Annotated in this window: 10 protein-coding genes; 4 read left to right on the forward strand and 6 right to left on the reverse strand. The window is 54.1% G+C overall.

Annotated features, from left to right (window positions below; genetic code table 11):
- The first annotated feature begins 53 nt into the window (after positions 1 to 53).
- Positions 54 to 1,217 (forward strand): M20 aminoacylase family protein, encoded by a 1,164-nt coding sequence (locus PsAD46_RS09310; RefSeq protein WP_057464580.1) that lies wholly within the window; start codon positions 54 to 56, stop codon positions 1,215 to 1,217.
- A 689-nt stretch (positions 1,218 to 1,906) separates the two neighbouring features.
- Here the strand turns inward: PsAD46_RS09310 and ptsG are convergent.
- The 6 genes from ptsG to PsAD46_RS09340 form a co-directional block, all read right to left on the reverse strand.
- Positions 1,907 to 3,616, reverse strand: a complete 1,710-nt coding sequence (gene ptsG, locus PsAD46_RS09315) for a PTS glucose transporter subunit IIBC (protein ID WP_057464597.1) — start codon at positions 3,614 to 3,616, stop codon at positions 1,907 to 1,909.
- 100 nt (positions 3,617 to 3,716) lie between these two features.
- Entirely contained in the window at positions 3,717 to 6,269 is a 2,553-nt protein-coding gene (gene ptsP / locus PsAD46_RS09320; protein ID WP_063292232.1) for a phosphoenolpyruvate--protein phosphotransferase, read from the reverse strand.
- A gap of 580 nt (positions 6,270 to 6,849) precedes the next feature.
- Complete coding sequence (locus PsAD46_RS09325) at positions 6,850 to 7,890, reverse strand: oxidoreductase (protein ID WP_063292231.1); 1,041 nt, start codon at positions 7,888 to 7,890, stop codon at positions 6,850 to 6,852.
- 1 nt (position 7,891) lies between these two features.
- Positions 7,892 to 8,788 carry a sugar kinase gene (locus PsAD46_RS09330; protein ID WP_063306664.1) on the reverse strand — a complete coding sequence of 299 codons (897 nt, stop codon included), beginning with the start codon at positions 8,786 to 8,788 and terminating at the stop codon, positions 7,892 to 7,894.
- Between the two features lie 215 nt (positions 8,789 to 9,003).
- Entirely contained in the window at positions 9,004 to 10,416 is a 1,413-nt protein-coding gene (locus tag PsAD46_RS09335; RefSeq protein ID WP_063306665.1) for a HAMP domain-containing sensor histidine kinase, read from the reverse strand.
- Between the two features lie 27 nt (positions 10,417 to 10,443).
- A complete protein-coding gene (locus tag PsAD46_RS09340) occupies positions 10,444 to 11,163 on the reverse strand; it encodes a response regulator (protein WP_063306666.1) in 720 nt (239 codons plus the stop codon).
- Between the two features lie 201 nt (positions 11,164 to 11,364).
- Between PsAD46_RS09340 and PsAD46_RS09345 the strand changes: the two genes are divergently transcribed.
- The 3 genes from PsAD46_RS09345 (at position 11,365) to PsAD46_RS09355 (ending at position 14,476) form a co-directional block, all read left to right on the forward strand.
- The gene (locus PsAD46_RS09345; protein ID WP_063306667.1) at positions 11,365 to 12,612 is read left to right on the forward strand and encodes an ABC transporter substrate-binding protein; all 1,248 of its coding nucleotides are present in this window, start codon (positions 11,365 to 11,367) and stop codon (positions 12,610 to 12,612) included.
- A gap of 72 nt (positions 12,613 to 12,684) precedes the next feature.
- On the forward strand, positions 12,685 to 13,596 hold the full coding sequence (locus PsAD46_RS09350; RefSeq protein ID WP_063292227.1) for a sugar ABC transporter permease: 912 nt from the start codon (positions 12,685 to 12,687) through the stop codon (positions 13,594 to 13,596).
- The gene (locus PsAD46_RS09355; protein WP_063292226.1) at positions 13,589 to 14,476 is read left to right on the forward strand and encodes a carbohydrate ABC transporter permease; all 888 of its coding nucleotides are present in this window, start codon (positions 13,589 to 13,591) and stop codon (positions 14,474 to 14,476) included. Before PsAD46_RS09350 ends, PsAD46_RS09355 begins: the two co-directional genes overlap by 8 nt.
- Positions 14,477 to 14,479 lie beyond the last annotated feature (3 nt).

Consider the following 14,479-nt stretch of genomic DNA (forward strand, 5'->3'; position numbering starts at 1 on the left):
CCGCTCCAGGGCTGCCTCCTTGTAAGTTTCTTAAAGGAGGTAAGGGAACTTCAATGAGCAAAATCGAAGAACAAGTCATTGCGTGGCGCCAGCACTTGCATCAAATGCCAGAATTTGGCTTTGAAGAAGTGAAAACATCCGAGTTCATCGCCCAGAAGCTGGAAGAATTCGGCATTGAAGTTCACCGCAATATCGGTCGCACCGGCTTGGTTGGCGTGCTTAAATGTGGTGATAGCGATCGCACAATTGGCCTGCGTGCAGACATGGACGCCCTCAAAATCACCGAGGAAAATGACTTCGCCTATAAATCCCAAAACGATGGGATGATGCATGCGTGTGGTCATGACGGACACACCACCATGCTATTGGGTGCAGCTCATGAGCTTGCCAGGCATAAGAATTTCGATGGCACGGTCTATTTCATCTTTCAGCCGGGTGAAGAGCACGGCGTCGGCGCAAAAGCAATGATCGAAGATGGCCTGTTTGACCGCTTCAAGATGGATGCCATCTACGCCATGCATAACTTGCCGGGCGTTCCGGAAGGCCATTTTGTAACCAATCCGGGCTCGATCATGGCATCGGAAAGTGGCTTTGAAATCGAGATCCTCGCGACAGGCGGTCACGCTGCAATGCCTCACATGGGCACTGACCCAATCGTGGTTGGCGCGCAGATCATATTGGCCCTGCAAACGGTCACCAGCCGTAATTTGAGTTCAATTCATGAACCTGCCGTGATCTCGGTGACGGAGTTCACCACCAACGGCACAACCAACGTTATTCCATCGTCCGCAACTATCAAAGGCGACACCCGCTGCTTTACTGATGAAGCGCTGGCAAAGATTGAAGCTGCCATCGAAAGAGTGGCTGCTGGTCAGTGTGTTTCAGCCGGCGTTGAATACAAATATAAGTTCACCAACACATTCCTCTCCACGATCAACACGCCAAAGGAAACAGCCGTTGCCGTTCGGGTTGCCAAAGCAATCGCCGGAGAAGAAAACGTAGACGGCGAAGCTCCTCCCTTCACCATCTCAGAGGATTTTTCGTACATGCAACGCAAAGTCCCAAGTTGCTACATTCTCGTCGGCAATGGAAAAGTAGGCGAAAAAGGCGGCACAGCCCTCCACAAACCCTTCTACGACTTCAACGACAACATCCTCATGACCGGCGCCCGCTTCTGGACCGAACTCGTAAAAGACCAACTCCCAGCTAACGCCTAACTATCAGCCACAACCAGTTCCCACCCAACCTCCCTGTTTCCTTCCTCCAGAATGAGAAGCAGGGAGGCGATCGACTGATGAAATGAATGTATTCCGGCGTGCAATGGACATACTCGCAATATTATCCAGGTGCATCTGTGTTAATTAATGCGTTAGTTTTGCCATGTGAGGTCAGGGTTGTCCGGATTCAATCCATCGAACTAAAACGGTTCTCGCTGTGGCTACCGCTGGCTTTCCTTGAAGACACTCAGACCATGCGATCTTGGATGTAGTGTTCGGAGAATTTTGGTAGGGGCTGGCAATCCTAGGGATAATGTCCGCCCTAGTGAAGCGCTTCAAATCAACTCATCAAGTGTGTCCTGACGATGAGGGATATCTTGCATTTCATACTACTGACAGCTGTTCTGGGGGCGGATTGTGGCTCTTGAGGTTCGAGTTCCTTCCTGCGACTTTATTGCGTGCTTTCTCAAATAAAAGGTTGTTTCGTCTCATCTATTCCGATTGATGAATTACTGAAAGAGTTATGTCTAATCATCTCTCCTACCGCCTGATTATCAAAGAAGATTAGAAAAGATCGGCAATGTAAAAAAGCAGCACTCGCCGGGCGGGGAGTGCTGCTTTTGGTGGTGGGTGCCCCTGAAGGTTCGGGAGGAGGGTAAACCTTCAAAGGCACCTTATGTCTCTGTCAGTTAAATCTGAGCAGAGAGATCCTTGGCGAGTTTGGTGTACTTGTCGCCAACGATGAGGTGGAGCGCTTTGTCTCCCGCTTTCATGACCTGAATACCAGCCTGTGACAGCTCTGGCATGGACACGCCGGCGATATCGCGCAGTTCCACGCGTACGCGGGTATTTGCAACAGCTTCAACAGCTACCACGTTATCCTTGCCGCCAAGCTGACCAAAGATGGCTGCAGCATCGAGACTTTGCTCGGCAGCAGGTTGCGCAGAGGCACCGCCACCTTGCAGGTAGATCTCCATATCGGTCTTCAGGTTCTCAGAAGCCGTTCCGAAGATGGCCTGAGCACCATTACCAACGCGGATCACACCGCGCGCGCCGAGGGCTTTCAACGCAGCATCATCAACCTTGGAGACATCAGCGGTGCTGACACGCAGACGGGTGATACATGCATCCAGATTGGTGATGTTGTCTGCACCGCCGAAGGCTTTCACAAGCGCTGCGGACATTGCATCTTCATCGCCGCTGGCAACAGCTGCGGAGGCTTCAGTTGCAGCTTCGCGGCCTGGAGTTTTCAGGTTCAGGGCTACAATGAGAACACGGAATACAGCGTAGTACAGAGCTGCGTAACCCAGACCAAACACGACCAACATCCAGCCGTTGGAAGACAGTGGGTAAAGCAGAACGTAATCGATGAAACCGTGTGAGAAGGTCATGCCGTGCTTGATGCCGAGCATGATCATCAGGGAGTAGCCAACACCTGCCAGAATGGCGTGTGCGATGTAAAGAACTGGCGCAACGAACAGGAACGCAAATTCAATTGGCTCGGTGATACCGGTCAGGAAAGAGGTCAGCGCTGCGGAGATCATGATACCGCCAACCATAGTGCGGTTTTCAGGCTTCGCGCAGTGCCAGATTGCCAGAGCAGCAGCAGGCAGACCCCACATTTTGAAGAGGTAGCCACCAGCCATGTTACCAGCAGTCGGGTCACCAGCAAGGTAGCGCTGGATTTCACCAGTCACAGCCTGACCAGTTGCCGGATCAATGTAGGAACCAGCTTCAAAGAAGAATGGAACGTTCCAGATGTGGTGCAGGCCAAATGGGATCAGCGCACGCTCAATCACACCGTAGATGAAGAACGCAACTTCTGGGTTTTCTTCTGCTGCCCAACGGGAGAACGCGTTGATGGCACCACCGATTGGAGGCCACACGAACGACAGGATAACACCGAGGAAAATACAGGCAAACGCGGTGATGATCGGCACAAAGCGCTTACCCGCGAAGAAACCGAGATAATCCGGTAACTTGATGCGGTAGAACTTGTTGAACATGAACGCAGCCAGCGCGCCCACGAGGATGCCACCGAACACGCCGGTATCAATGGAGGTGATCCCGAGGATCGGCTTGGTTTCGATCGCAAGTGTCTCAGCAACAACGCCCATTGTTGCAAGAAGAACACCGTAACCAACCACGGCTGCAAGGCCGGCAACACCATCGTTTTTGGCGAAGCCGAGTGCAACGGCAACTGCGAAGATGATTGGCAGGTTACCGAAGATCGAGCCACCAGCCTGAGCCATCAGGTGGTTGATGAATTCCGGAATGAACGGCAGGTCAGCTGCGCCGACGCCGAGAAGGATACCAGCAGCTGGAAGAACCGATACTGGCAGCATCAGGGACTTACCAACCTTCTGTAAGGCTCCAAATGCGTTTGAGAATGTACTCATTGTTTTTCCCCCAGAGTTGCATGGTGTGCGAGCACGCCATGCCCCCTGATTTTGTTAGGTATTCCCGACTGGAACACCAACTCCCACATTTACTCCTGCATCACTGCTGTGATTTGAGGAGATCTTTCACGTCACTGGTATCCGCGCAGTCCAAAGCTGCTTGCGCGAGCTTGCGGGACTCCTCCATGGATACAGTGCGAACTGTATGTTTCACTTCCGGCAGAGCAGGTACGCTGACGGAGAGTTCTTTGATGCCGAGGCCAATAAGGATCGGCACGGCTTCAATCTGACTGGCAAGACCACCGCAAACGCCAACCCATTTGCCTGCATCTTCTACAGCGCGAACGGTGAGTTCGATCATGCGCAGAACGGCTGGGTGCAGCGCATCCGCACGGGATGCGAGGCCCGGATGGCCGCGATCGATCGCCATGACGTACTGGGTGAGGTCATTGGTGCCGATGGAGAAGAAATCCACTTCGGGTGCAAGCTTGTCGGCCATAAGAGCAGCGGACGGCACCTCGATCATGATGCCGACTTCAACGTGCTCAACACCAAGGTTCTTCTGCTCTTCACGCACCAGCGCGTTGACAGCACGCAGCTCGTCTAATGCACTGATCATTGGGTACATGATGCGTGCATGGCCTTTGTGCGCCTGAGAGAGAATGGCGCGGACCTGACGGCGCAGGATGCTTGGACGCTCGATGCCGATGCGCACACCGCGAACGCCGAGGAATGGGTTTTCTTCATGCGGCATAGGCATGTAAGGCAAAGGCTTGTCGCCGCCGACATCCAGTGTGCGGATGATGACAGGGCGTTCCTTGCCCATAACCTCAAGAATTGCGCCAACTTTTTCGGCTTGCTCTTCTTCGGTTGGCTCACTGAGGCGCTCCATGTAGAGGAACTCGGACCGCAGCAGACCAACAGCTTCAGCACCAGCTGCAACAGCCTTTTCAGCATCTTCTACGCTGCCGATGTTGGCTGCAATTTCCACCCGAAAACCGTCTTTGGTGATGGCTGGTTTATGAGCATCGCGCTGGTATTCTTCGGCTTGTTTGGCTGCGTTTTCGATCTTCTTGGTGAAGGCAGCTTGCTCGGCGTCAGTCGGAGAAACTTTGATTTTGCCGCGCTTTGCATCCAGAAGAAGGACAGTGCCGTCTTCCAGATCCTTCATGGCGTCTTCAACATTGACGAGGTAAGGCAAGTCGTTAGAGCGAGCGATGATGGCCGCGTGAGAAGAAGATCCGCCATGGGTGGTACACAGACCGACGATCCTGGTGAGGTCCAGAGCAACGATCTCGGAAGGTGTGACGTCTTCCTGAAGAAGGATGGTGCCTTCCTCTAAAATCTCACCGCCGTCATCAACGCCAAGCAGCTTTTTCAGTACGCGCAGGCCGATGTCGCGGACGTCAACGGCGCGGCCAGCGAGCAGCGGGTCGTCCATTTTGGCGAGGGTTTCAGCCTGTGCTTCGTAAGCCAGCTTCCAGCTCCAGGCTGCGCCTTGGCCCTTGGCGATATCTGCCAGTGGCTTTTCGGAGAGTTCCGGATCGGAGAGCAGCTCGATGTGGGCGTTGAAGACCTCGGCCAGTTCTTCCTGACTGTTGTTGTTCAGGCGGTCGATGATGCTTTGCAGGTCTGCGATGGAGGATTTGACGGAGGCTTTGAACGCGGCACGCTCTTCAGCAGGGCCGATGCTTTCGCGAGTGACCTCTGGTAGAGCCTTGTTGTGCTTGACCAATTTACCGATAGCGCGGCCCGGAGAGGCGGTGAAGCCGATAAGAACACCATCTTCGCCGGATTTGACCTGAAGCAGAGGCGCTTCCTCGATCACGTCTTCCTGCGGAGCCTCGGAGAAGCTGGTGATTTCTTCGCCAAGACCAGCTTTCACAGCAGCGATAACATCTGCCACAACTTGCTGTGCGTCTGGACCAACAGCTTCAATCTCCAGCTCGTCACCCAGCTTTGTTTTCAAAGACATAATGCCGGTTACGGAAGAGCCGCTGCAGGTTTTGCCGTTGACGGTAAAGGTGACTTTCGCATCCGCTTTGCGCACTTCAACAGCCAAACGGGCGGCTGGACGGGCGTGGAGGCCGGTGGCGTTGGGGATCTTGATGGAGCCGGTGATGGCTGGGCCGGTTGGCTCAGTGGCGGTTTCCTGCGCCGGAGCGGTGGTACCTTGAGGATCATTGCTGCTTGGGACAGTGAAGACGACCTGATTGAGGTCTGTCTGAACGGTGCCGAGAGGAGCGAGGGTCGTGATTTCCTGACCGCTGGTGATGACGATTGCGGATTGAACGGAAACACATTCGCGGGCGATGAGGTCGACGTCGAAGGTGATAAGGGGTTGACCTTGCTCGACCTGATCTCCCTCAGCGACGTGCAATTCGAAGCCGCGGCCTTTCAGGGCGACGGTGTCGAGGCCGATATGCATCAACAGTTCAACGTCGCCTTGTTGTAGCGTAACTGCATGATGTGAATTATGAATTTGAGTTATCTTGCCAGCGAATGGGGCGTAAAGAACATTGTCTGTCGGGTCGATGGAAACACCATCACCCATCATCTTTTCGGCAAACACCGGATCGGGCAGGTCGGTGACAGCCTGAACAATGCCCTTCAAAGGCAAATTGATGGAAAATTTGTTTTTTGGATCCTTCACCGTTTTATCTCCCGATTATATTAGGTGAATGCGCGCCTTCTTAAGCTTCGGCTAAGTCTTGAAGAGACAAGAGGCGATTTTTACGCGAGGATCATTTGCGTAAGGCCGCACAACAATACGTAAAAAGACTAGTGTTACGGGGTGTTACGAATTGTTACAAAGGGAAATGTTTCTCATTACATAGAGAATGACTTACTGATGGAAATCAGTGCTAATCGACTTGATGTATAGATAAGATTAACTCGAATTATATACTAATATACATCATGCAATTACATGCAGTCGGCGGCACCCTCCCATACATTTGCAACAATGCTGTAACAACAGCTTGATACATTACAGAACCGCCAATCCGGGCTGTTTCACCTGTAATGACGATCTGCACACGCTCTCGCCCCCCGAAATCCCAAAAGCACCCATGCCTGAAGAGAGCGGGGGACCGGATTTCAGCCTTGCGTTTTTATTTGCGTCGTTTTGTGAATTTTGCGTTCAAAGCGTGTTTTGGTGCGCGCTTATGTGCTGAGCTGCGGATAGAGGAACCTGCGCCAGCAAAGAGCCGCCGCAGGTCTAATTTTGATCTTCAGAGCAAGACAGTTCTGGTTTCTTTTTCGCTCAGATAAGCAGCCTCAATAATCCGGATGGTCTGCATCGCGTCACGTGGGGAGACTGGGACTGCGGTGTCATTGCGAATGGCGTCCCGCATACCAGCGTAGAACCGTTCGTATCCACCTTTCTGGCTTGGTACCGGCGTACCTTCACCCGTCTCGTCATAAAGCGTGCCCCAGTCGTCTTCAGCTTCAATACCCCAGGTTGGGCTTGCAGGTCCGTCGCCAGCCTTCAGCATGTCCTCTTGCGGGTCCATGCCATAGGTGATGTAGGTGGCTTTATCTCCGCTCACCTGAAAGCGTGGACCTTGCTCTGTGCTGAGGCAGTTGCCGTGCAGGATGACATCACAGTCGTCATAGCCGAGTACGAGGTGGAAGTGATCCACCGCTGCCGCTTCTTTACGCTGAACGCGAAGTTTTGCCTGAACGGATTTTGGCGTACCAAACAAACTCAGCGCCTGATCGATGCCGTGGGCACCCAGATCATACAGGATGCCCGCACCGGGGATATCCTGTTCCCGCCAGCGGCCTTTGATGTCCGGGCGATAGCGATTGTAGTTGCACAGGTACGAGTGCACTTTGCCGAGACGACCTGTTTCCATCAGGTCCTGAACCGTCAGGAAATCACAGTCGAACCGTCGGTTGTGATAGACGGAAAGTTTCAGGTCTTTCTGCTCTGCAATGTCGATCAGCTCTTCCGCTTCCGCACTGGTGATGGTGAAGGGCTTTTCAACCACCACATGCTTGCCAGCTTGCAGAGCCTTTTTAGCGTGATCGTAATGCAGCGTGTTGGGCAGGCTGAGAACGACCAGCTCGATGTCCGTCTGTGCCAACACATCTTCAAAGGAAGTGTATGGCGTGCAGTCGGGCAACTTGCTTTTGACAAGGTCCGGCTTGCTGGAAACCACCGCGGCAAGGTCAATGCCTTCAACAAAGGTCAGCAGAGGTGCGTGGAAGCTTTGGCCAGAAACACCAAAGCCCACAAGAGCCGTTTTAACAGGCTGAACAGAATTCATATTACGCATCACTCGCTGGAAAATTCTTCTGCACGTTGTCGAGGTCAAGAACGGTCGGCAGGGAGGCCTCGTTGCCGAGGAATTGAATGGCGTGGGCAGAAGCCGCGCGCGCTGTTTTGAAGTGATCTTCCCAAGAACCTTTTGGGTCTGCCAGATATGCATAGACATAGGCACCGTGGAAAGTATCACCTGCACCGTTGGTGTCGATGACCCGTTCTTTTGGCACCTTCAAAGCGGCTTGGCGCTTGATCGGGCACTTGTCTTCGTACCACAGCAGGCCTTTTTCACCCTGAGTGACACCACCGACCTTCACGCCTTTAGCACGCAAATATTCCAGTGTGTCTTCCGGTGATTTGCCAAGCTGCTCACAAAACAACTCAGAAACGATCGCCACATCAATGTAGTCGAGCAGTTCCTCGGTGTTCTCACGAACGGCACCACCATCCAGAGATGTCAGGATGCCGTGTTTGCGGCAAAGTTTGGCGTAGTGCAAAGCGGCATGAGGAATGTGACCGTCTACGTGCAGCGCCTGACAACCTGCCAGGTTGAGTTCAGGAACCGGATGCAGGAAGTCATTGTCGCGGCAGCGCACGATGGCGCGTTTGCCGTCTTTTGGCATGATGAAGGAGAGAGAACTTTCCTTCACTTTGCAGCTGTGGATCGGAATGGAGTATTTCGCGGCCATATCGCGGAACATGCGAGATAGCCAATCGTCTGCCATGGAGCACAGCAGGTCAGGTGAAATGCCCAGCTTTGCGCAGACGAAAGCCGCGGTGACAGCGTTGCCACCAAAACTAACAGCGTAATCCTGTGCAATTGCCTTCTCATCACCCTCTGGCATGATCTCTGACAAAAAGGTCACGTCAATATAAGACTGACCAATGAATAACGCTTTCATCCTGTACTCCATTAAAGTCCGGGTCACACTGCCAAGTGCAGCGATGGTACCTTCCGCTTTTAACGACGGATTTCTAAATGATGTCCTAGGGAAATCATGAAAGTGCCTTGCTCGCAAACCTGATGTATCAACTTGTTACATTACAGGTTGTTTTTGCGGGTCTTTCCCCAAAATGGCAGGTGGTATGAGGAAAACTACGCAGAGCGCGGCTGCGCCTACAACTCACGCGGCAGTTTCACAAAAATACAAAACTTGCCTTCTGGCGTTTCGCCAAGGCTGATCTCGCCGCCATGGGCGTTGATGATCTGTTTGACGATGGACAGGCCAAGGCCCACGCTGGAAGAGCGGGTGCGTTCTACACTGTCATTGCGGAAGAAGGGTTCAAACACTTTCTCATGCAGATGGTCGGGAATGCCGGGGCCGGGATCGCTGATGGAAACAAGCAGCTGATCATTCTCAAGATTTTGCATCTCCACAGTGGCTGCGCCACCATATTTGAGCGCATTATCAATGAGATTGCTAAAGGCTCGGCGAAGGGCCGTCGGTTGGCCATTCATGACAGCGCGGCCTTCAACTTCCAGCTCAACTTCACCGCCACCACCAAAGATATTGCGGCTTTGGTCCGTCAGCTTATGGCGTTGAGGCACGAACACAACATCATTGCCCGTGTCCATGTAGTCATCACAAAGAGACTGAAGCAGCGCTGCAAGGGAGAGGTGTTGAGGCTCTTCCAGCAAGGCGTTGAAGCGGAGGAAATCAAGGGAGGCTGCGATGAGGCGGGTCATCTCTTCCACATCATGCAGCATGCGATTGCGCAGGGTCGTGGATTCGATCTGCTCCAGCCGCAGGCGTAGACGGGTGGCAGGTGTACGCAGATCATGACTGATGGAGGCTAGCATCCGCTTTTGCTCTTCCAGCAATTGCGCGCGGGCTTCCTGTTCTCGCACCAGCGTATCCTGCAGGGCAACGGCTTCCTCGGTGTCCCAAGGTTTCAGCTCGGCACGCTCATACTTTGCCAGGGACCGGAACGGAGCGGCGGTGTAGTGAATGAGGCTGCGGGCCAGCACAAACACCAGAGTGATGCAAAGCGCGGCGATGATGAAGAGCACCGGCTCTGTCATCCGGTCCTGCCACAGTTTCGGGAACGTGATCAGACGATTGCCTTGCTGGTTTGGAAGCGTCAGATAGAGCCGAGCAGATTTATCCTGCCGTGTTACAGCCAGAGCGAAGGCACCAAGATTATCAACCTGATAAATCGGGTTTCGTTGATCCCGGGTGATCAGATCAACCCGAGGCAATGCACCTTCAAACACCAGAGTTGCGGTTAGGGATGAGCCTTCATCACCAATACGGATCGGAAGGGTCGAGACACCGTCTGATGGTATTGACGGGGCAGCTTCAACAACCTGCAGAAACTTGCCCGCAAAAGGAGCAGGTGCAGTGCCCCGAATGTATTGGCTCAGTTCCGCACCGGCCTCAAAAGAGTTCGCCAGTGCCAATTCGCGCGTGTTGTAGGCGTTGAGCGTTAGCCCTAAAACCACGAAGACCGAGAGCACGGCGGTGATGAGAACCACAACCATACGGCGTTCAAGGGATCTGGGCAGAAGGCTCAGGATCAGTCCTGACATGGCCACGCTCTTTTCAGTGCCATGGACCTACACCCGCGTTACGCTTTGAGAAAACAGATAGCCCTGATGGCGCACTGTTGTGATGAAGTCCGTGCTTGGGTCCGTCTGTGCCAGCTTTTTGCGCAGGCGGCTGATCAGAATATCGATGCTGCGATCGTGAGAATCCACCTTAGCCCCGCGCAGTACACGCCCCAACGTGTCACGAGAGATCGGCTTTTGCGGCGCCTTCACAAAGGTCAGCAGAGCGTCAAACTCGGAAGAGCTCAAATGCACCAGCACACCATCTGGTGCTGTTAAATGACGCGTTGCTTCATCCAGTTTCCAACCGGCGAATTCAAAGCGCTGCGCCTTGGGCGCGGCTGCTGTTTCAACATCCTCTGTACGGCGGAAAATGGCGAAGATACGGGCTTGTAACTCTCTCGGATTGAACGGCTTTTCCAGATAATCATCAGCGCCCAGTTCCAGCCCGACAATGCGTTCTGTATCACCCGTAATAGCGGATATGATGATGATCGGCATCTTGGAGGTCTGGCGCACGCGCTGGCATAACGTCAGCCCGTTTTCTCCCGGCAGCATGATGTCCAGAACCATCAGATCAATGTGGTTGGTGTCCAGAAGCTCAATCGCTTCCTCCGCAGAGTTGGCGGTGAACACGGTGTACCCACGATCTTTCAGGAAGTCTGCCGTCAGGCTGGCGATTTCCTCATCATCGTCAACAATCAGCAGTGTTTTATTCGAGAGCATCATACCTCGGTGTACCCATTTCAGTCCCAACCAGCTCACTCTGGCCCAGTGCTGTATAACAAAACATTTGGCCGTCGCGAGAGGAATGTGTATGCGTCAGGTTGTCTTGCACGTGCAAGTTCATTGGATTGTGTGTTTATACGCGATAAATTGAAGAAAGAGTTTGCTAGAAGCGTCCTTGAGAATACCCATCGGGAGAATGTAATGGGCAGCCCGCGTCTCAGCTTGGTCGCACTTGCTGTTTTATTCGGTAGCATAACGGCACAAGCCGCACCAACCGCTGAAGTTCTGCATTTCTGGACATCAGGCGGAGAAGCACGTGCAGCCCTTTCGCTCAAGCAAGCGTTTGAGGCCCGTGGCGGTGTGTGGGATGATGCGCCCGTTGCTGGCGGAGGCGGAGACGCCATGGCAGCCGTCTTGCGTGCCCGCGCACTGGCCAGAGTGCCGCCTTCCGTTGCCCAGATCAAAGGCCAGAACATTCAGGAATGGGCCGAAGTGGGCGCGCTTGAAGGGCTTGATGCTATTGCACAGCAGCAAAATTGGGATGAGCTGCTGCCAGACCTTTTGAAAGAAACCGTCCAGTATCAGGGTAAATATGTTGCCGTGCCTTTGAACATCCACCGTGTGGATTGGATCTGGGCCAATCCGAAAGTGCTGGATCAGGTCGGCGTCACACCTCCGCAAACATGGGAAGAGTTCAACGAGGTCGCAGAAAAGATCAAGGCCGCTGGCATTATCCCACTCGCCCATGGTGGACAGCCCTGGCAGGACGTTACCCTGTTTGAAGTGGTGTTGCTGGGGATCGGCGGCGCGGATTTTTACAAGAAGGTCTATCTGGATCTGGATCAGGAGGCCTTGCACTCCGACACCATGATCAAGGTGTTCGACCAGATGCGCAAGCTCAGCACCTATGTGGACCCCGGCGCTCCGGGCCGCGAATGGAACCTTGCCACCGCCATGGTGATGCGCGGTGAGGCGGCCATGCAGATCATGGGCGATTGGGCCAAGGCCGAATTTCTGACAGCAGGTCTTAAGTACGGTGAAGACTTCATCTGCGTCTCGTCCCCCTCCAAGGGTGGTTACATCATCAACTCCGACAGCTTCGCCATGTTCAAAGTCTCAGACCCAGATCAGAAAGCCGGACAGCAGCTGATGGCCTCTACGCTACTGGATGAACAGGTGCAGAAGGACTTCAACCTGCTGAAAGGCTCCATTCCTGCCCGACTAGGCGTGAGCCTTGATGGCTTTGATGAATGCGCCATGAAATCCAGCGAAGACCTTCTTCTCAATGAGGCCCGGGGCACCGTGGTTGGCTCCATCGCTCACGAGCTTGTACAGTCCGGCGCCGTGCGTGGGGCTTTTCTGGATGTGGTCACAGAGCATTTCAATACGGATATGTCTTCGCAAGAGGCTGTCAATCAACTTGCCGAGACCGTAATCCTAGCAGATTGATTTCCCTAGGGCAGTCAGAGTAAAGCGTAGATCCTGATAAGACCGCAGCACCCAGTGAGCAAAGAGAACCTTATGTCCAACCCCCAGCAGCGCAAGCAGCAGATGTCTGTTTTAGACAGATTGCAGCGATATTTGCCGCAACTGGTGGTCGCTCCGCCGTTCCTCCTCCTCGTGTTTTTTGTGTACGGCTTCATCGCGTGGACGGGCATCATCTCGCTCACCAACTCTCGCATGCTGCCCACTTTTGATGTTCAGGGCATCCAGCAATATGTGCGCTTGCTGGCTATGGATCGCTGGAATGTGGCTTTCGATAACCTGCTGATTTTCGGCAGTCTTTACATCCTGTTCTCAATCACCATTGGCTGCGTGCTGGCCGTTCTGCTGGACCAGCGTATCCGCGCAGAAGGGGCGCTGCGCACGATCTATCTGTACCCCATGGCGATCAGCTTCATCGTGACGGGCACAGCGTGGAAATGGATCCTGAACCCGTCCCTCGGCATTGAAAGCTACATGCAAAAACTGGGGTGGGAGAGTTTCCAGTTCGACTGGATCGTCAACCGCGACATGGCAATTTATGTAGTGGTCCTCGCCGCGGTCTGGCAGGCATCAGGCTTTGTGATGGCCCTGTTCCTCTCCGCCCTACGCACTGTCGATGAGGATATCATCCGCGCCGCTCATCTGGACGGGGCCAGCACCACACGCATCTACTTCGGCATCATCCTGCCCTCGCTGAGACCTGTGTTCCTCTCCGCCTTCGTCATTCTCGCGCACCTATCCATCAAGAGCTTCGACCTTGTGGTGGCGCTGACAAACGGCGGCCCGGGCTATTCTTCCACTTTGCCTGCCAATTTCATGTATGAGATGGCCTTCCGCCGTAACCAGATCGGCCTTGGTGCCGCCTCCGCCATGATGATGCTGGCCACCGTTGCCGCAATCATCGTGCCCTATCTTTATTCAGAGTTAAGGGCAAAGCGACATGGCTGAGCCCAAAACACTCCCCGGAGCCAACGGCAAACGCCACCTGCTTGGCCGCATCTTCATCTGGACCTTGCTGCTCTCCGCCGCCGTGCTCTATCTGGGCCCAATCTACGTGGTGCTCTCTACATCGCTGAAGGATCTAGCCGAGATCCGCGCCGGAGCCCTGCTGGATTTGCCACACGAGCTCAACTTCACCGCCTGGCGCGAGGCATGGTCCAGCGCCTGCATCGGCGTACGCTGCGAGGGCCTGCGCCCGTACTTCCTAAACTCAGTGATCATGTCCGTGCCATCGGTGGTGATCTCAACCCTGATCGGCGCCTTAAGCGGCTACGCGCTGTCGCTCTTCCGCTTCCGCGGAGCCAACATCATCTTCGCCCTGATGCTGTTCGGCTGTTTCATCCCGTTCCAGATCGTCATTCTGCCCATGGCCCAAACCCTTGGCTATCTGGGCATCGCCAACTCCATCACTGGCTTGATCGTCGTGCACACCATCTACGGCATCAGCTTCACCACACTATTCTTCCGCAATTACTACGTCTCTGTTCCGCAAGAGCTGGTGCGGGCAGCCACAATGGACGGGGCAGGGTTCTTCCGCATCTTCTGGCACATCATGCTGCCGCTCTCTGTTCCCATCATCGTGGTCTCGGTCATCTGGCAGTTCACGCAGGTGTGGAACGAGTTCCTCTTTGGCGCCAGCTTCACCTCAGGCGGGTCTCAGCCGGTAACAGTAGCGCTCAACAATCTCATCAACTCCACCACCAGCGTAAAACAGTACAATGTGGACATGGCAGCCGCGCTCATAGCCGCCGCGCCAACCCTCGTTGTCTACATCATCGCAGGCAGGTTCTTCGTACGCGGGCTCACCGCCGGCGCAGTCAAAGGCTAAAGG

The sequence above is a fragment of the Pseudovibrio sp. Ad46 genome (assembly GCF_001623065.1).
Classification (GTDB): domain Bacteria; phylum Pseudomonadota; class Alphaproteobacteria; order Rhizobiales; family Stappiaceae; genus Pseudovibrio.

What these genes read in the sequence shown, in the direction of transcription:
- PsAD46_RS09310 (WP_057464580.1), top strand. Translation starts at nt 54, where the DNA reads ATGAGCAAAATCGAAGAACAAGTCATTGCGTGGCGCCAGCACTTGCAT.
- ptsG (WP_057464597.1), bottom strand. Translation starts at nt 3,616, where the DNA reads ATGAGTACATTCTCAAACGCATTTGGAGCCTTACAGAAGGTTGGTAAG.
- PsAD46_RS09325 (WP_063292231.1), bottom strand. Translation starts at nt 7,890, where the DNA reads ATGAATTCTGTTCAGCCTGTTAAAACGGCTCTTGTGGGCTTTGGTGTT.
- PsAD46_RS09330 (WP_063306664.1), bottom strand. Translation starts at nt 8,788, where the DNA reads ATGAAAGCGTTATTCATTGGTCAGTCTTATATTGACGTGACCTTTTTG.
- PsAD46_RS09335 (WP_063306665.1), bottom strand. Translation starts at nt 10,416, where the DNA reads ATGTCAGGACTGATCCTGAGCCTTCTGCCCAGATCCCTTGAACGCCGT.
- PsAD46_RS09340 (WP_063306666.1), bottom strand. Translation starts at nt 11,163, where the DNA reads ATGATGCTCTCGAATAAAACACTGCTGATTGTTGACGATGATGAGGAA.
- PsAD46_RS09345 (WP_063306667.1), top strand. Translation starts at nt 11,365, where the DNA reads ATGGGCAGCCCGCGTCTCAGCTTGGTCGCACTTGCTGTTTTATTCGGT.
- PsAD46_RS09350 (WP_063292227.1), top strand. Translation starts at nt 12,685, where the DNA reads ATGTCCAACCCCCAGCAGCGCAAGCAGCAGATGTCTGTTTTAGACAGA.
- PsAD46_RS09355 (WP_063292226.1), top strand. Translation starts at nt 13,589, where the DNA reads ATGGCTGAGCCCAAAACACTCCCCGGAGCCAACGGCAAACGCCACCTG.